Origin of the sequence: Martelella endophytica (assembly GCF_000960975.1) — a bacterium.
Lineage (GTDB): Bacteria > Pseudomonadota > Alphaproteobacteria > Rhizobiales > Rhizobiaceae > Martelella > Martelella endophytica.
The window spans coordinates 2,847,606-2,865,739 of the sequence record NZ_CP010803.1; the positions used below are offsets into that span (position 1 = coordinate 2,847,606).

An 18,134-nucleotide genomic window follows, 5' to 3' on the forward strand; every position below is an offset into this window, starting at 1 on the left:
CCTCAGGCCGCCGCCGGACCGTTGGCGCGCAGCAGCCTGAGCGCTGCCGGCGCGCTGATCGACGGGCCGTAGAGCGGTCCCGTTGCATAGACGCAGCCGGCTTCCGCCAAAGCTGCCGTCTCGACCTCGCCCGTCACCTCCGTCACGCCGATGCGCACGCCATAGGTGGAGGTCAGCGCCGTGAAGGCCCTGACCGTTTCCGCTTGCGTTTCCTGGTTCTGCCGGAAGATCCCCGCGCTGATATAGGCCGCATCGAAACGGAAGTTGCGCAATAGCGTCAGCGAGCCATGACCGCTGCCGAATTCGGAAAGCGTCAGGCCGGCGCCGATCGAGCGCAGATGCTGAAGTGCGAGCTTCGCCTGCTCCGGCGCTTCGAGCACAACATTTTCCGGTATTGCGAACACCACCTGCCGGGGCGCGACCTCGGACTGACGGATGATGTTTTCGAGCTCGATCAGCGTGCTGGTCCGCAGCGTCTCCGTGGAGTTGAGCTGGATGCTGACGAAGGGACGCGCCTTCGGCAGCGCCTGCTGCCACGATACAAGGTCTTCCAGCGCCTGTCGGACGGTGTAGAGCACCAGATCGGCGGCCTTGCCGTTTTCCCGGCTCATCTCGATGATTTCGCCCGCCGGAACGTCGCCATGCTGGGGATGGCGCCAGTTCAGGAAGCAGGTGAAGCCGATGACGTCAAAACCCTCGATGCGTACGACAGGACGATAGAGAACCGACATCTCGCGGCGGTCGATGGCGCGGCTGAGGTCGGCGCGAAGCTGCCGGCGTTCGTCGCTGAGCATGCGCAGGGCAGGGCGGTAGGTTTCCACCGCATTGCCGCCCATGCGCTTGGCTCTCAGCGTTGCAAGCCGGGCGTCCTCCAGAAAAGCTTCGGCGGTTTCATGCTCCTCGTGCCACGAGGCGATGCCGATCGAGGCGGTGAGCGAAATCTCGCGGCTTTCGAAGGCGATCGGCATGTCGATGGCCGAGGCAAGCTGATCGGTAAAGTCCGCCACCTCGCCGGGATCGCTCTGCGACAGCAGAATGATGGCAAAGCTGTTGTCGGAAAGCCGCGACAGCGTGTCCTCCGGCTTCAGGAGCCGCTGGATGCGACGGGTGAGCGCGATGAGGATATTGTCGCCGGCGGCAAAACCGAGCGTCTCGTTGATGTCGCTGTAGCGGTCGATATCGGCGACGATCAGTGTCGGGCGGAAACCATTGCCGGCACGCGACTGGACGATCAGCGACTGCAGGCGGTCGAGGAAGATGGTGCGGTTCGGCAGGCCCGTCAGATTGTCGATCACCGCATCCTGCAACAGACGCTGGGTGCTGACCTTCTGATCGGTGAGATCGGAGAGCGTGCCGACGCAGCGGATCACCTCGCCATCGGTCGACAGTACCGGCCGGGCGCGGATCAGCATCCAGTGATAGTGGCCGTCATTGGCACGCATCCGGAATTCCATCTTCAGCCGTCCACGCCGCCATTCGAGGAACAGGTCGAGCGTGGAGCGGAAGCGGTCCCGATCGCCGGGGTGGATATAGCGCAGCCAGGTGCGCGCCGCCCCGTTCAGGGCGCCGGCGGAAAGGCCGATCTTTGGGGCGAAGTCGGGTTCGGTGACGATCCGGTCACGGCCGACATCCCAGTCCCAGACCGTGCCGTCGGTGCCCAGCAGCGCCAGCGCCTGGCGTTCGAGATCGGAGAACAGGCCCGGCTGATAGGCGCCACCGGAAAAGGAGTGCTGGATCACCGTGAAGCCGAGCAGCAGCACGATCAGCACTAGGCCGCCGTCGAGAGCCGGCTGGACGATGTCGTTGTCGAGCCGCCCCGACACCGTCATCCAGGCCGCAAACAGCCAGGCCGCGATCAGCGCCCAGGCCGGCATAAGCAGGATGGCGCGGTCGTAGCGGCGCAGGCTGAGGTAGAAGATCAGTCCCGTGCCGGCGGCCACGGTTGCCGCGAAGGAGAGGCGGGCGATGCCGGCGGCGGCCGGCGGGTCGAAGATCGCAAGCCCGAACAGACCCATCAGCGCCAGGCCCCAGGCGGCTGCGGCGTAGCCCAGTTGCGCATGCCATCGGGCGAGATTGAGATAGGTGAACAGGAACACGACAAGGCTGAAGGAAATCGCCACATCCGCGCTCGCCCGCCAGATCCGCAGGTCCGCGGCCGCAAGCGGGATAAGCTTGTCGAGGAAGCCGAAATCGATCGCGACATAGAGCAGCACCGACCAGGCAAGCATCGCGGTTGCCGGCAGCAGTGACGTTCCCTTCACCACGAAGAGAATGCTGAGGAAAACCGCTAGAAGCCCGGCAATGCCGAGCACGACGCCGTAGTAGAGCGTGAAGGCGTTTTGCGTGTCCTTGTAGGCCTCGGGTGACCAGAGATAGAGCTGTGGCAGTTCGGGGCCGCTGAGTTCGACAACGAAGGTAATGACGGCCCCGGGATTGAGCGTGATCGCGAAGACATCCGCGTCGTCGCTGTTTTGCCTGCTCAGCGCGAAGCCTTCGCTCGGCGTGATGGCCGCGATGCGCGAGGACCCAAGGTCCGGCCAGAACATGCCGGAGCCGGGAAGGCGGAAATGCGGAGCGACGATCAGGCGATCGAGCTGCTCGTCGGAGACGTTTGCAAGCGAGAAAACCGCCCAGTCGCCGCTGTGGGCGCCGTCGCTGGAACGCACCTCGATACGGCGTCGGATGCCATTGGAATCGGGCACGGTCGAAATCTGGAAGGTGTCGCCTTCATTGGGGTAGATGTCGACATGGCCGGTCAGATCGATCGCGATATCGCCACGCGAGACCTCGACCGGTTCCAGCGCGAGGGCCTGAACGGCGCTGGCGAAGAACGCAAGAACAAGAAGAAGCGGCAGGACCAGGTCCCGGTGAAGGCGGCTGGGAGCGGGTCGCATCTTTGGTTTTCAGGTCCTTTTGGCGTCATTTTCATCGTTCAGCAGGGCGTAGAGATGGTGATCCTGCCACACACCGTTGATGCGAAGGTACCGGCGCAACAGCCCCTCCCTGCTGAACCCGGCCTTTTGCAACAGCGAAGCGCTGCGTTCGTTGGTTGGGATACAGGCCGCCTCAATGCGGTGCAACCTCAGTTCATCGAAGATAAACGGAATAACCAGTTGAAGTGCGGCAAACATATGGCCCTTGCCGGCATATTCCTCGCCCATCCAGTAACCGAGCATGCACATCTGGGCGACACCGCGGCGGATGAGACCGATGGTGATGCCGCCGACCAGCGTGTCGCTCTGCCTCAAGAAGATGAAAAGCTGGATGCTCGTGCCAGCATCGTAGTCCAGATTGACGCGCCGGACCCTGCGGCGGAAGGCGCGCTCCGTCATGTCATCGACGCTCCAGAGCGGCTCCCACGGCTGCAGGAAGGCGCGGCTCCTGATTCGCAGCATCTTCCAGGCCTTGAAGTCCGAATTGCGCGGCAGGCGCAGCACATGCTCTTCGGACTGAAGGGAAAAGCGGCTTCGCTTCAACGCCTTGGGAGAGACGAGGTTGGCTATCAATGTCCCGCCTCCACTCAATCCGGCCTGGGGGCGGCCCTGGAAGGGGCCGCCTCACCGAAAGCGTGCGCAAAACCCGGCATGGTGCTCAGGAGCCCGCTTTCACGGCTTTGTGGACATTGAGCGAAAGCTCTTCGATAATGGCGTCAAGCGGCGAAAGCTGCTCGAGCGGACCGATCGCCGAAAGGGTCGGCATGGCATCGAAGAAAGTGCGCCCGGCAAGATCGGTGAGCCGCTTGGGCGTGATGTTCTCGATGCGCATCATCATTTCCTCGTTCGGGATCGGCCGGCCCCAGAGCATCACCTGCCGGGCGATCTGGCCGGCTCTCGCCGCAGCGCTTTCTTGCCCCATCAGAAGCTGGGCGCGGATCTGCGCGCGGGCGCGATCGATCTCGGTCACGTCGACGGTGTCGGCAGCGCGGTGCAGCTCGTCGATGATGACGGGAATGAGTTCGGGAAGCTGCTCGCCGCCAGTTGCCGCGTGCACTGCGAAGACGCCGGAGTCGGAAAAGCCCCAATGGAAGGAATAGACCGAGTAGCAGAGGCCGCGCACTTCGCGGACCTCCTGGAACAGGCGTGACGACATGCCGCCGCCGAGTACATTGGCGAGAATCTGCGAGCAGTAGAAATCCTGCGCGTGATAGGCCGGGCCCTCGAAGCCGAGGATGACCTGCGCGTCCGAAAGCTGCCGGGTCTCGCGCACCTCACCGCCGGTATAAGCGGCGGCCTCCATCATCGGCGGTGTTTCCGGTTTCAGGGGCAGGGCGGCAAACCGGTCCTCGACCATGCGCACGAACTCGTCGTGGCGCACCGCACCGGTGGCGACGATGAAGATGCGGTCTGTCGTGTAGTTGCGGGCGAGATAGCGGCGGATGTCATCGGGCGTGAAGGCCATCACCGTATCGGGCGTGCCGAGGATGGGGCGGCCGATCATCTGGTCGCGATAGGCGGCGCCGGCGAAATTGTCGAACACGACATCGTCGGGAATGTCATTCGCCGCGCCGATCTCCTGCATGATGACGTTCTTCTCGCGGGCCAGTTCCTCCTCGTCGAAACTCGAATTTGTGAGGATGTCGGCGAGAATGTCGACGGCAAGCGGCAGATGGTCCTTCAGCACGCGGGCATAATAGGACGTCGTCTCGGTGGACGTCGCGGCATTGACCTCGCCGCCGACGTTCTCGATCTCCTCCGCGATCTGGCGCGCCGTGCGGCGGCCGGTACCCTTGAACGCCATGTGCTCCAGAAGATGGGCAATACCGTGTTCATTCCTGAGTTCGTTGCGCGAACCGGACTTGATCCACGTGCCAATGGCCACGCTTTCGATATGCGGCATGTTCTGGGTAACGACTGTCAGCCCGGAAGGAAGCCGGGTGTACTCTACGGTCATGCGAACCTGCTTTCGTCCTTTTGATCAGCTTTCAGTGGTCAACCGCGCGCGGATGAAAGCCTGTAGTTCATCCAGATCGGGGGACAGGACACTGAAATGCTCCTCCTTGTCCATCAAATGAGCAAGCCATGATGGAAGCGTCGGGTCAATACCACTTGCCGATTTTACCGCGGCGGGGAACTTTGCCGGGTGCGCGGTCGAAAGCACGACCATCGGGTTTTGATCGTCCTGATGCTCGCGCGCCACCGACACGGCGACCGCGGTATGCGGGTCGATGAGGACACCGGTTTCCTCAAGCGTCCGGCCGATTTCGGCGGCAACTGCCGTCTCATCGGTACGACCGGCCGAGAAAGTCTCGCGGATATTTCCGAGCGTTTTGCCCTCAATATCGAAGGCGCCAGACTGCTTCAGCCCCGCCATGGCACGGCGGATATAGGCGGCGTCGCGGCCACTCGCCTCGAACAGAAGCCGTTCGAAGTTCGAGGAAATCTGGATATCCATTGATGGCGAGGTCGTCGCCTTGACGCCGCGCATCTCGTAACGGCCGGTCTCGAGCGTGCGGGCGAGAATGTCGTTTTCGTTGGTGGCGATCACCAGCCGGCCGATCGGAAGCCCGATCTGCTTGGCCACATAGCCGGCGAAGATATCGCCGAAATTGCCAGTCGGCACGGTGAAATCGATCTCGCGGTCCGGCGCGCCGAGCGACAGGCCGGCAGTGAAATAATAGACCACCTGCGCCATGATGCGCGCCCAGTTGATCGAATTCACGCCGGAAAGCTTCACCTCCCTGCGGAAGCCGGCATCGCCGAACATCGCCTTCACCAGGTTCTGGCAGTCGTCGAAATGGCCCTCGACGGCAATCGCGTGGACGTTCTTCGCGCCGATCGTGGTCATCTGGCGCTGCTGGACCGGCGAAACCTTGCCGTGCGGGAACAGGATGAAGATGTCGGTGCGGCTGCTCGCCGAAAAGGCGTCGATTGCCGCTCCGCCGGTGTCGCCCGACGTGGCGCCGACGATGGTGGCATGTTCGCCGCGTTCGGCAAGAACATGGTCCATCAGCCGCGCCAGAAGCTGCATCGCCACGTCCTTGAACGCGAGCGTCGAACCATGGAAGAGCTCGAGCGTGAACCGGTTCGGGCCGCTCTGGACGATCGGAGTCACGGCGGAATGGCGGAACGTGGCATAGGCCCCGTCAATCATCGCCTTCAGCCGGTCTTCAGCGATTTCTCCGCCGACGAATGGCGTGAGGATAGCGAGGGCGATCTCCTGATAGCTCTTGCCGCGCAATGCCCTGATGTCGTCCGCAGACATCTTCGGCCATTCGCGCGGAAGATAGAGGCCACCGTCCTCCGCAAGGCCTGCGAGCAGCGCATCGGAGAAACCAAGGGTCGGCGCATCGCCCCGCGTTGAGATGTAGTCCACGCCAAGCTCCCTTTCGTGCTTGCCAGCTTCCGGAAATTGTCTGGCGCCAGCCAACGCGACCGGTTATGACGTTCGCTCAGGGAAGCGTCGCAAGACAATCGATTTTTGCGTTGGCGCTGGTATAGACTAAAGCCAGAGGGATTGAAAAGCCCTGCAGAAACCGAAGGGTCGGGAAAGCGCCCGGGAAGAGACCCTGAGAGAGGAAAGGAAATCCAGCCGTGTCATTCCGTCAGACAAGCCGCCTCACAAGCCTATCCGCGATAGCGCTCATCGCCGTGCTTTCAGCCTGCTCGACCAGCAAGCCGGAACCAGAGCCCGCACCTGCGCTTCCGGTCACGCCCGGCATGAACCTCACGGCGATGATGCGGCTGTGCCCGCAGGCAATGCTGGACGATGACGACACCTTCAACCGCGTCTATTCGCCGGCCGGTGCCGAAAAGCCGGAAAACCTCGTCTATCAGACCTCGCTCACCGATTTCAGCCGCGCCTGCACCGTGGCGCCGACCCAGGATGGCCTGCTGGTGCAGCTCTCCGTCGCCGGCCGGCTCGTCGGCGGGCCGAAGGCCCGTCCCGGCGTCTACAAGGTTCCGGTCCGCGTCGAGGTGGTCAGTGGCTCCACGGCGCTCTACGATCAGGTCATCACCAAGGAAGTGACCCTTCCTGCCGATGGCCTTTCCACCCAGTTCCTGTTCGAGGCCTCGAATATCCCGGTCCCGGTGACCGCCGGCGAGAACACCCGCGTGCGGGTCGGGATCGCGAAGTAGGGGATCACCGGCGGCACAGGCATGCCATGTCGACCTCCTTCATCCCCTGCTTGAAGGCAGGGCAATTGCAGATAGCTTGAATTTCGCTCCACTTACTCTCTCCCGCTTGCGGGAGAGATGCCCAGAAAGGGGCAGTGAGGGTGAAGCAGCATTTCTGTTTGTGAGGGCGCCCGTGTAGATAAGCTCGCCCCTCACTGTCGCTGTCGCGACATCTCTCCCCGCCGGGGCGAGAAGGTTTGGGGGCTGTGCGGTAACGCCATATGCGATAGCGCTTCACTCAAGGGGTAGATTGGCCGATACTCACGGGAAGGGCTGATCGGGCCAGACGAGGGCGGCGTTGAGGAGGGTCATGTATTCCTCCTTGGGGATGTCGATCGCGCCCATCGTCTTCAGGTGTTCGGTGGTGAACTGCGTGTCGAGCAGCACGAAGCGGTTGGCCCTCAACCGCTCCACCAGGTGAACGAGGCAGATTTTCGAGGCGTTGGGGCGGCGGGAGAACATGCTCTCGCCGAAGAAGGCCGCTTTCAGGGAGACGCCATAAAGCCCGCCGACAAGTTCGCCATCCTCGTAGGCCTCGACACTGTGGGCGTGGCCCATCGCGTTGAGCGCCTTGTAGAGGTCGCGGATCTCGCTGTTGATCCATGTCTGCGGGCGATCGGGGGCAGGGGCCGCACAGGCGGCAATGGTGCCGTCGAAATCGTGGTTGAAGCGGATATCATAGGGATGCCTGCGCATGAACTTGCGCAGGCTGTGGGAGATGTGCAGCCCGTCCAGCGGTATGATGCCGCGGATTTCGGGCTCCACCCAGAACAGCTCCGTATCCTCGGCGGATTCGGACATGGGGAAAAGGCCGATGCTGTAGGCATTGAGAAGCAGTTCCGGCGTCACGCCACTGCTGCCTTTCGCGGCACCTTTCCCCATGGGGTCCTCAGCTGTTTGCCTTGTTTTCCAGATAGTGTTCCAGCCAGTGGATATCATAGTCGCCATTGGCGATATCCTGGTTGGCAATCAGATCCTGAAAAAGCGGCAGCGTCGTGTCAATCCCGTCGACGACGAACTCGTCAAGCGCCCGCTTCAGCCGCATCATGCATTCGACGCGGGTGCGCCCGTGAACGATGAGCTTGCCGATCAGGCTGTCGTAATAGGGCGGGATCTTGTAGCCCTGATAGACACCCGAATCGATGCGAACGCCAAGGCCGCCCGGTGCATGGAAATGCGTGATCGTGCCCGGGGAAGGCCGGAAGGTCGCGGCGTTTTCGGCGTTGATCCGGCATTCGATGGCGTGACCGGAGAAGGAGATATCCTTCTGCGACACGGAAAGCCCGGCGCCGGATGCGACGCGGATCTGCTCGTGGACGAGGTCGATGCCGGTAATCGCTTCGGTGATCGGGTGCTCCACCTGCAGGCGGGTGTTCATCTCGATGAAGTAGAACTCGCCGTTTTCATAGAGGAACTCGATGGTGCCGGCGCCGCGATATTTCATCTTGCGCATGGCCTCGGCGCAGATCTCGCCGATCTCGAGGCGCTGCTCGACATTGAGCGCCGGCGAATTAGCCTCTTCCCAGACCTTCTGGTGGCGGCGCTGCAGCGAGCAGTCGCGTTCGCCGAGGTGAATGGCAGCGCCTTCGCCGTCACCGAACACCTGCACCTCGATATGGCGGGGCTTGTCGAGATACTTTTCCATGTAGACGGAATCATTGCCGAAGGCTGCGGCGGCTTCGCCGCGCGCGGTGCTCCAGGCCTCGATCAGGTCGTCCCGGGTGCGGGCAAGCTTCATGCCGCGTCCGCCACCGCCGGCGGTGGCCTTGATCAGCACCGGATATCCGATCTCCTCGGCCGTGCGCACGGCGTCTTCCTCGGTGTCGACCGCGCCGCCCGAACCGGGCACGACTGGAATGCCGAGCGATTCGGCCGTCGTCTTGGCGGTGATCTTGTCGCCCATCATGCGAATGTGTTCGCTGGTCGGGCCGATGAAGGTGATGCCGTGGGCCTCGAGGATTTCGGCGAACTTGGCATTTTCCGACAGAAAGCCGTAGCCGGGATGCACCGCATCCGCGCCGGTGATCTCGCAGGCCGCGACGATCTGGTGAATGTTGAGATAGCTCTCGCGCGAAGACGGCGGGCCGATACACACGCTTTCGTCGGCGAGCCGCACATGCATCGCATTGGCGTCAGCCGTCGAATGGACGGCGACGGTGGCGATGCCGAGCTCCTTGCAGGCGCGCTGCACCCGAAGGGCGATTTCGCCGCGGTTGGCAATCAGGATTTTCGAAAACATCAGCTCTGTCACCCGTTATTCGATAACGACGAGCGGTTCATCAAACTCGACCGGCTGGGCATCATCGACAAGGATTTCCACGATCTTGCCGCTCTTCGGGGCAGGGATCTGGTTCATCGTCTTCATCGCCTCGATAATCAGAAGCGTCTGGCCTTCCTTGACGTTGGCGCCGACTTCAATGAACGGACGGGCGCCGGGAGCGGGCGCCAGGTAGACGGTGCCGACCATAGGGGCCTTGATCGCATTGTCGAAGTTGCGGGCCGGTGCTGCGGCCGGCGCGGGCGCGGCGGCTGCCGCCGGGGCAGGCGCTGCTGCTGCTGCGGGTGCCGGAGCGTAAGCAACGGTCTGCGGTGCAGCCATCAGCTCACGGGCAACGCGGATGCGCAGGCCGTCCTGCTCCACCTCGATTTCCGTCAGCTCGGTATCGTTCAGGATCACGGCAAGCTCGCGCACCAGCTTCGCGTCGATTGCCTTCTTTTGTTCTGCCATGGGTGGTGTTCCTTTGTTCTTGTTATTCCGTGAGGGTCTTGAGCGCACGAAGCGCGAGAAGGTAGCTGTCCAGTCCGAAACCACAGATAACCCCCTTTGCGACCGGCGCAATCATGCTTTTGTGCCGGAAGGCCTCACGGGCATGAATGTTGGAGATGTGAAGCTCGACGACCGGAACCTCGATGGCGCGGATCGCATCGTGAAGCGCAATCGAGGTATGGCCGTAGGCACCGGGATTGAGCGCGACGCCGGCGGCCTTCTCATTGGCTTCATGCAGCCAATCGACAAGGACGCCTTCGTGGTTGGTCTGGCGGAAGTCCAGCGCAAAGCCCAGTTCCTCACCGAGCGAGTGGCACTCCGCCTCGATGGAGGCCAGCGTCATGGCGCCGTAAATGCCAGGTTCGCGCTGCCCGAGCAGGTTGATATTGGGACCGTTGAGGACAAAAATTCCGCGTGCCATACGTCAATTCCAGTTTCGCATACACCTATAGACGCTCATGTCGTGGAGGAAAAGCCCCTACGACAAGCCGGTCCAAGGCCTTGAAACACTGTGGTTAAGGGTTACGAGCAAACGCTCTTGCCGCAGTCGCGGACATTGTCGATGGTCTCTTGCAGCACATCGGCGCCGACAGCGCCGGAAATCAGCCGATCGCCGATGATATAGGCCGGCGTGCCGTTGACGCCGATGGCGCTGGCGAGCGCGAAATGCGCGCTCAGCGCCTCTTCGGCCGGGAACTGCTCCATCGCCGCATCGATCGCCGCGTCGTCGACGCCCAGCGCATTGGCGACAGCGCGGGCGGAGGCGTCGTTTGCGCGCGTGCCCGACCCCATCAGCGCCCGGTGGAAGTCTTCATATTTCTCCGGCGCGATCTTCAGGAACGCGTAGGATACCTTTTCGGCGGCTTCGGAATCGGGGCCGAGGACCGGAATTTCCTTCAGCACGAAGCGGACATCCTCATTGGCGGCGATGATGTCGTCCATGTCGGAGAGCGCGCGGCGGCAGTAGCCGCAATTGTAGTCGAAGAACTCGACGACGGTGATGGCGCCTTCGGGGTTGCCGAATTCGGCATCAAAGGCGGGCTGGTAGAGCTTGTCCTGGTTCTCGGCAAGCGCGGCTGAGGCGGCCTGCTGCTGGCGCTCGGCCTGTTTCTGCTGCAGGGCCGTCTGGACGTCGAGCAGGGTTTCCGGGTTTGCCACCAGATAGTCGTGGACGCGCGTGCCGAACGTGTCGTCGCTTGCCGTCTCGACGGCCGCGTCGGTCTCAACCTGAGCCTGGCTCGAGGCCGGCGGGGCGAAGTGATAGATCGCCGCGGTCGTTGCAGCTGCGGTCGCGATGGCCGTCGCGAAAACGGCGCAGATTGCAAGCGTCAGTCCCTTCGAAGACATGTCATCCCCTTCCATCATCGATCGTCCGGTCGTCTAGGCACCAATTGTGCGCAAATGGCGGCATTGTCCATAGGCTGGCGGCAATTCCCGCCGCTTGCCAATCAAAAATCCGTTTTTTTGCCGCCCGGGATTGCGGCCGGGTCCCGGATGGTTCATCCCAAAGGCTGAGATTTGCCCGAAAAGAGACCAGCATGCCGCTTTCATCGAACCGCAGTGCGATTGATTCCTTCATCGCCATGGATGTCCTGGCCGAGGCCAACCGTCGCAAGAAGGCCGGTCGCCCGGTGATTTCGCTCGCCGTCGGCCAGCCCTCGCATCCCGCACCGGATGCCGCACTGGTCGCCGCGCGAAAGGCACTTGAACACGGCCACCTCGGCTATACGGATGCCTTCGGCCTGCAGAGCCTGCGCGAGGCAATCGCCGAGGACTATCGCGCCCGCATGGGCGTTGTCATCGACCCCGCGCGCATTGCGGTTACCACGGGGTCGTCGGCTGGCTTCAATCTTGCCTTTCTGGCGCTCTTCGATGCCGGCGACGTGGTGGCGATCGCAAGGCCCGGCTACCCGGCCTATCGCAATATACTGCGGGCGCTCGACCTCAAGGTCATCGAGGTCGAGGCCAATGCCGCCCACGAATTCACCCTGACGCCGGAAGCGCTCGAGGAGGCCGAGCGGGTGCATGGGGTGCGGCTGAAGGGCGTGCTGCTTGCAAGCCCTGCCAATCCCACAGGCACCGTAACGGGACGCGCAGCGCTGAAACGTCTTGCGGACTGGTGTGCTGCGCGCGACACCGAATTCATCTCCGACGAGATCTATCACGGGCTTGTCTTTTCCGGCGAGGAAGCGACCGCGCTCTCCTTTACCGACGAGGCGGTGGTGATCAATTCGTTCTCCAAATACTACTGCATGACCGGCTGGCGCATCGGGTGGATAGTGCTGCCGGAGAAGCTTGTGCGGGTCTTCGAGCAGCTGGCGCAGAACATCTATATCTGCGCACCCGAACTGTCGCAGATCGCAGCGGAAGCGGCCCTTGGCGCTCGCACGCAGCTCGACGGTTACCGCGATATCTACCGCGCCAACCGCGATTATCTGAACGACGCCCTGCCGAAGATCGGCCTGCCGGTGGTTTCGCCCATGGACGGCGCCTTTTACGCCTATGTGGATGTCAGTTCCCATTCCAACGACAGCGTGGCATTTTCGAAAAAGATGCTGAGCGAAATAGATATCGCGGCAACGCCCGGCAAGGATTTCGATCCGCTGACCGGCGGGCGCTACCTGCGGCTTTCCTATGCCGGCACGGAGGCCGAGATCAGGGAAGCGGTGGAGCGGATCGGCAACTGGCTGCCGTAGTTCGGATTGCAGGGGGGAGGGCGATGACGGTGAAGATGCTGACGGGTCGATGCCTTTGCGGGGAGGCGCGCTACCGCGTTGAAGATGCCTTCGCCTATGCCGCCAATTGTCACTGCCGCAACTGCCAGCGCGCCACGGGCTCCGCCTTCAAGCCCTTCGCCGGCATCGAATCCGAGAAGTTCGCGATCGAGGCCGACGCGCCGCTGTTCTTCTACGGCGATGCGACCACGCACGACGCCCATTGTTCCCGTTGCGGGTCGCTGCTTTACTCGCGGGTGCGCGAAGGCGCCTATATCCATGTCACCATGGGCACGCTGGACGAACCACCGTCTATCACGCCGAGTGAGCACATCTTCGTCACCTCCAAGGCGCCGTGGCACCAGATTTCCGACGACCTGCCGCAATATGCCGGCCATGTCTTCGAAGGGCCGCCGCTGAACCGGTGAGGCATCAGACCCGAACGGAAACGAAAACGCCGCCGTTCGAAAACGGCGGCGTCTGAAATCAGTCAGATGCTTGAGGCTCAGAAGAAGCCGCGACGGTTCCACCAGCCGCGCTTCGGCTTGGAGGGCTCTTCATCGGTTTCCTGCGCGCCATTCGAGGTCACGACCGGCTCGGAGTGCGAAACGTTCGAGGCGCGGTTGGCGCGCTTCGGCGTATCGGTCTGCTCGGCAGGGGCTGCCTCAACGGCCGGCTCTTCGGCAACGGCTGCGGCGTCATCGAGTTCCGTGGCTGCGGTTTCGACGGCCTCTGTTTCCGCGGCGGTCTCCGCTGTCACCGGCTCCTCGGGGCTTTCGACAGGTGCTTCCTCGGGGGCTTCTGCCTCTTCCTTGGGCTTGCGGCGACGGCGGCGCGGCTTGCGGCCTTCGATTTCAGCCATGGCCTCATCTTCGCCAACGACCACTTCGGCCTTGGGCTCTTCTTCGGCAGCCGGCTTGGCTTCCTCGGAAACGGCCTCAGTCGTGCCTGCCACGGCGGGAGCAGCTTCTGCCGGCTCCTGCGCGGGAGCCTCGGCTTCGTTCGCTGCTACCGTGTCTTCAGCATTGTCGGTCTCGCCGGCTTCGTCATTGCTGGCCTCCGAGCCGTTCGTCTGCTCGTCGTCGCCTTCGCTGCGATTGCGGCGGCCGCCACGCTTGCCACGGCGACGCTTGCGCTTGGACGGGCGCTCGTCGTCGGTGGCAGCATCCGCAATGGCGTTCTGCTGGGCATCGTCATCGCCGTCATCATCATCGGATGCATCGGCCTGCGAACCGTTTTCGGCGTCGGCAGACTGCTGGCCGTTGCCGCTCCGTCCGCCACGACGGCGGCGGCGCTTGCGGCGCGAGCGGCTCTGCTCTTCGCCACCATTGTTGCCATTATCGTTGTTCGACGTCGCTTCCTCGGCTTCATCCTCGTCCGGCGTTTCCTCGATGATGTCAGCGACATCGTCTTCCGGTTCTTCGGCGAAGTTGAACAGCGTTTCGATCTTCACCGGCTCGGCGACGGGCTCGCCACGGTCGATCTCGAAATGGGTGTTCTCCAAATCGGCATCCGACGAAATGATGATTTCGAGGCCGAAGCGGTTTTCATAGTCGACGATCGTGTTGCGCTTCTGGTTCAGCAGGTAGAGCGCAATGTCGGGCGTCGTGCGCACGGTGATGTTGTGCGTGGTGTTCTTCAGCAGGTATTCCTCGACGCCACGCAGGACGTGCAGGGCAACCGAAGACTGCGACAGGACGTGGCCGGTGCCGCCGCAATGGCTGCAGACCTGCGTGGTCGATTCCAGAACCGAGGCGCGGATGCGCTGGCGCGACATTTCCAGCAGGCCGAAATGCGAGATGCGGCCGACCTGGATGCGGGCGCGGTCGTTCTTCAGGCAATCCTTCAGCTTCTTCTCGACGGCGCGGTTGTTGCGCTTTTCTTCCATGTCGATGAAGTCGATGACGACGAGGCCGGCAAGGTCGCGCAGGCGAAGCTGGCGCGCGACTTCCTCGGCCGCCTCCAGGTTTGTCTGCAGCGCGGTGTCCTCGATCGAGTGTTCACGGGTCGAACGCCCGGAGTTCACGTCGATCGCCACCAGTGCTTCGGTCTGGTTGATGATCAGATAGCCGCCAGATTTCAGCGTCACCTGCGGCTGCAGCATGCGATCGAGCTGGGCTTCGATGCCGGAGCGCGAGTAGATCGGGTGGACGTCGCGATAGCGCTGAACCACCTTGGCGTGGCTCGGCATCAGCATCTTCATGAAGTCCTTCGCCTCGCGGTAACCCTCGTCGCCGGAAACGATGACTTCATTGATATCCTTGTTATAGAGGTCGCGGATGGAGCGCTTGATCAGGCTGCCTTCCTCGTAGACCAGACAGGGCGCTGTCGACGTCAGCGTCTTGGTGCGGACGTTTTCCCAAAGGCGCATCAGATATTCGAAGTCGCGCTTGACCTCGGCCTTGGTGCGGTTGGCGCCGGCTGTACGCAGGATCACGCCCATGCCCTGCGGCACTTCAAGGCCCTTGGCCACTTCCTTCAGCCGCTTGCGGTCAGCCGGATTGGTGATCTTGCGCGAAATGCCGCCGCCACGCGCCGTGTTCGGCATCAGCACCGAATAGCGGCCGGCAAGCGAGAGATAGGTCGTCAGGGCCGCGCCCTTGTTGCCGCGTTCTTCCTTGGCCACCTGCACCAGCAGGATCTGCCGGCGCTTGATGACTTCCTGGATGCGGTACTGCTTGCGCACGCGGCGGTGCTCGTGCTCCGGAACTTCTTCCATCGCATCTTCGGCGCCGACGGATTCAACCGTGTCGTCATCGTCGATGTCTTCGGAGATCGTGTCGGAATCGACTTTCGCGGCCATGCTGGTCGGCGAGCTGTCGTCATCGTCGTCGGATGCGTCGCTCGCGGTCTCGGCATTCTCGGCCTCGCCCTCGGCAGCCTTGGCCTTGGTGGTCCGGCGGCGACGGCGCGGCTTCGGCTTTTCGGCCTCGGTCGCTTCGGCAGTGGCCTCAGCGGGGGCTTCGGCAGCCTCGGCGGTGTTCTCTTCGCCGGCGGTTTCGCTCTTGTCCGCGTCGGCCGTCTTGCCGCGCGAGCGTGCCTTGCCGCGACGGGTGCGTGGCTTCGGCTGATTGGCGGCCTCGGCCGCGGCTTCGGCCGGCTCGCTCGTCGTTGGTTCGTCGTCGCCATCATCGGCGTCGGCAGCCGCTTCACGCAGCAACGCCTCGCGATCGGCGAGCGGGATCTGGTAGTAATCCGGATGGATTTCGGAGAAGGCGAGGAAGCCGTGGCGATTGCCGCCATAATCGACGAAGGCCGCCTGCAGGGAGGGCTCGACCCGGGTCACCTTCGCCAGATAGATATTGCCGCGCAGCTGTTTCTTATGCTGCGATTCGAAATCGAACTCCTCTATACGATTTCCGCGTACGACGACGACGCGCGTCTCCTCTTCGTGAGAGGCGTCGATAAGCATTTTGTCTGCCATGAAAGAAGTGCTCCTCGGCGCTGTCGCACGCCGCTTCCCAGGCTGACAAAAGTTCTGCTATGGAAACGGTCATCTGCGCACGCGCCGGATGAATGACTGTCCGACGGGCGCAGCGACACGAAAGCGAAGCCTTCGCGAATCAGCCGGGTGCCCATCTCGGGGCGGCCGGCTGTCGGAAGAAAATGTCGCTTCGTTCTCATGTTAGACCAGTCGGAACCAAGTTTGACTTGCCCCGTTGAAAGGGGGCGATGAATACGCTCTTCGGGTCGTCCCGCAAGCGTTTGACCCTTCTGCCGCCGCGCCGTTTTCATGGGCACAAATCGGCCAAGATATACTGTCCTTTGGGTGGATCGACGGCGGTTCGCTGCATCTGGCGCCGCGGTATTACGGCTGCCGTGGGCGCGCGTCTTACCGGTCGCAATCTCCACCTATCTCACATTACTATGTATTCCCCGCTACAATAGCAAGAAAAAACCAATCATCTGTCATATTCGTGAGACGCGCCGAATCAGATCGACTGTGGAGGTCGCGACCTTGCCAAATGGCTGCAACGCAGGCATTTCACAGGGCTGACGCATCGCTGCCATGCTTTTGCCACCGCCTGCCGCTTTTCTGAGAGTCGGGGAAAGCATCTTTAGGTTGCGATTTTCGGCTGGAAGGCAAATAGACGATATGGCAGAAGCTACAGGCATGGTGTTCCGATTGCTGTCATTCCGGCCTGTTGCCCTCCTTGCGCTCGTCTTTCTTCCGCTGCTGTGCCTGAGTTCAGCCCATGCCGAAGAAGAGGCGGCGCCGCTTGTCGCCTACAATGCGCTGCTCGTCGGCGATGACGCAAGGGCGCGCTTGGTGATCGATTTCGACCGCACGCCCACGTTCACCTATCATTACCTCACCCACCCGGCGCGTCTGGTGATAACGCTGCCGGCAACGGCCTTCGGCTTTCCGGACGATACGCTGGAGGCGCGCGGCATCATCAGCGATATCCGCTACGGCGCGACGGGGCCCGGCCAGTCGCGCATCGTGCTGACGGCGACCGAGTCGATCGCGCTGACGCTTGCGGAAGTGCGCGACGAAGATGGTTCCGCCGCCCGCCTGGTCATCGATCTTGCCATGACCGATGCGGCGAAATTCGACACGCTCGTCGCCACCCAGCGCGCCAAGCTGGCCGGCGAGGCCGAGGGCGCCCTGCCGGAGGCCGCCGGCGACACGGCGACCGGTGCCATCGACGGCGATGCCGAGAGCTTCGTGGTCGCCATCGATGCCGGCCATGGCGGCGTCGACACCGGCGCGGTCGGCGAGGATACGAAGACGCTGGAAAAGGACATCACGCTCGATTTTGCCCGCACCTTTGCTGCGCGGCTGCAGGCCGAACCGGGCTTCGAAAGCTATCTGACGCGCGATTCCGATGTCTACCTTTCGCTTTCGAAGCGGGTGGAGCTTGCCCGCCAGCATGGCGCCGACCTGTTCATTTCGTTGCACGCGGATTCGCTGCCGCAGACGGATATCTCCGGCGCCACGGTCTACACGCTCTCCGACCGGGCGTCGGACCGGGTTTCGGCAGCGCTTGCCAGGCGCGAGAATCTTTCGAACGAGATTGCCGGCATCGATACGACGGACGAGCCGGAGGAAGTGACCGACATTCTCCTCGATCTGACCCGGCGCGAGACCCAGAGCTTCTCGACCAGCCTTGCCGACCGGGTCGTCGCCGCGTTCAAGGGCCGCATCGGGCTGATCAACAATCCGCACCGCTCGGCGGGCTTCATGGTGCTGATGGCGCCGGATATCCCCTCGATCCTGCTCGAGATCGGCTTCCTGTCGAGTCCGGAAGACGAAAGGCGCATGCTCGACCCGGATTGGCGCGACAGGCTGATCGCCCGCCTTGTCGAGGCGGTGAAGCAATATCATGATCCGCTGGTGGCGAGCGGCGGGTGAGATGAAATAGCGACGCCGGCACCCAAACTGACGTTCGCGTCGCAAAATGCGCACATTCATTGTAAAAAGGTGCACGGGGTGTTTCCATTGCCGCGGTCCGGCGCTATTTCCGTCCCGGCGGTCGGCAGGACAGCATTACCCGACAACAATTGATGCAAGACGTTCCTCGCGCGAGATACAGG

General features: G+C 62.7%; 14 protein-coding genes. 4 read left to right on the top strand and 10 right to left on the bottom strand.

The window, feature by feature from the left end:
* Nucleotides 1–2 precede the first annotated feature (2 nt).
* The 4 genes from TM49_RS12945 to thrC form a co-directional block, all read right to left on the bottom strand.
* Nucleotides 3–2,894, bottom strand: coding sequence for an EAL domain-containing protein (locus TM49_RS12945; protein ID WP_045681804.1), 2,892 nt, complete (start codon nucleotides 2,892–2,894; stop codon nucleotides 3–5).
* 9 nt (nucleotides 2,895–2,903) lie between these two features.
* Nucleotides 2,904–3,395 (bottom strand): GNAT family N-acetyltransferase, encoded by a 492-nt coding sequence (locus TM49_RS12950; protein WP_425283291.1) that lies wholly within the window; start codon nucleotides 3,393–3,395, stop codon nucleotides 2,904–2,906.
* Between the two features lie 196 nt (nucleotides 3,396–3,591).
* Complete coding sequence (locus TM49_RS12955) at nucleotides 3,592–4,890, bottom strand: M16 family metallopeptidase (RefSeq protein ID WP_045681806.1); 1,299 nt, start codon at nucleotides 4,888–4,890, stop codon at nucleotides 3,592–3,594.
* Nucleotides 4,891–4,914: 24 nt separating this feature from the next.
* Nucleotides 4,915–6,312, bottom strand: coding sequence for a threonine synthase (gene thrC, locus TM49_RS12960; protein ID WP_045681810.1), 1,398 nt, complete (start codon nucleotides 6,310–6,312; stop codon nucleotides 4,915–4,917).
* A gap of 218 nt (nucleotides 6,313–6,530) precedes the next feature.
* On the opposite strand from thrC, the gene TM49_RS12965 reads away from it, so the two are divergent.
* On the top strand, nucleotides 6,531–7,076 hold the full coding sequence (locus TM49_RS12965) for a hypothetical protein (RefSeq protein WP_144409556.1): 546 nt from the start codon (nucleotides 6,531–6,533) through the stop codon (nucleotides 7,074–7,076).
* A gap of 300 nt (nucleotides 7,077–7,376) precedes the next feature.
* Here TM49_RS12965 and aat read toward each other — a convergent pair whose 3' ends face one another.
* The 5 genes from aat to TM49_RS12990 form a co-directional block, all read right to left on the bottom strand.
* Entirely contained in the window at nucleotides 7,377–7,997 is a 621-nt protein-coding gene (aat, locus tag TM49_RS12970; protein WP_045681814.1) for a leucyl/phenylalanyl-tRNA--protein transferase, read from the bottom strand.
* A gap of 7 nt (nucleotides 7,998–8,004) precedes the next feature.
* The gene (accC, locus tag TM49_RS12975) at nucleotides 8,005–9,354 is read right to left on the bottom strand and encodes an acetyl-CoA carboxylase biotin carboxylase subunit (RefSeq protein WP_045681815.1); all 1,350 of its coding nucleotides are present in this window, start codon (nucleotides 9,352–9,354) and stop codon (nucleotides 8,005–8,007) included.
* Between the two features lie 15 nt (nucleotides 9,355–9,369).
* Complete coding sequence (gene accB, locus TM49_RS12980; protein WP_045681817.1) at nucleotides 9,370–9,843, bottom strand: acetyl-CoA carboxylase biotin carboxyl carrier protein; 474 nt, start codon at nucleotides 9,841–9,843, stop codon at nucleotides 9,370–9,372.
* Between the two features lie 22 nt (nucleotides 9,844–9,865).
* Nucleotides 9,866–10,303: a type II 3-dehydroquinate dehydratase gene (gene aroQ, locus TM49_RS12985; protein ID WP_045681819.1), complete on the bottom strand. Its 438-nt coding sequence runs from the start codon at nucleotides 10,301–10,303 to the stop codon at nucleotides 9,866–9,868.
* A gap of 101 nt (nucleotides 10,304–10,404) precedes the next feature.
* Entirely contained in the window at nucleotides 10,405–11,229 is an 825-nt protein-coding gene (locus tag TM49_RS12990) for a DsbA family protein (protein ID WP_082074911.1), read from the bottom strand.
* A 191-nt stretch (nucleotides 11,230–11,420) separates the two neighbouring features.
* Here TM49_RS12990 and TM49_RS12995 point away from each other — a divergent pair, with 191 nt between their 5' ends.
* Entirely contained in the window at nucleotides 11,421–12,578 is a 1,158-nt protein-coding gene (locus tag TM49_RS12995) for a pyridoxal phosphate-dependent aminotransferase (RefSeq protein ID WP_045681821.1), read from the top strand.
* 23 nt (nucleotides 12,579–12,601) lie between these two features.
* Entirely contained in the window at nucleotides 12,602–13,024 is a 423-nt protein-coding gene (locus TM49_RS13000; RefSeq protein ID WP_045681823.1) for a GFA family protein, read from the top strand.
* 77 nt (nucleotides 13,025–13,101) lie between these two features.
* On the opposite strand, the gene TM49_RS13005 is transcribed toward TM49_RS13000, so the two are convergent.
* Nucleotides 13,102–16,020 (bottom strand): Rne/Rng family ribonuclease, encoded by a 2,919-nt coding sequence (locus TM49_RS13005; RefSeq protein ID WP_045681825.1) that lies wholly within the window; start codon nucleotides 16,018–16,020, stop codon nucleotides 13,102–13,104.
* A gap of 672 nt (nucleotides 16,021–16,692) precedes the next feature.
* On the opposite strand from TM49_RS13005, the gene TM49_RS13010 reads away from it, so the two are divergent.
* The gene (locus tag TM49_RS13010) at nucleotides 16,693–17,952 is read left to right on the top strand and encodes an N-acetylmuramoyl-L-alanine amidase (RefSeq protein WP_244464723.1); all 1,260 of its coding nucleotides are present in this window, start codon (nucleotides 16,693–16,695) and stop codon (nucleotides 17,950–17,952) included.
* The last annotated feature ends 182 nt before the right edge of the window (nucleotides 17,953–18,134 follow it).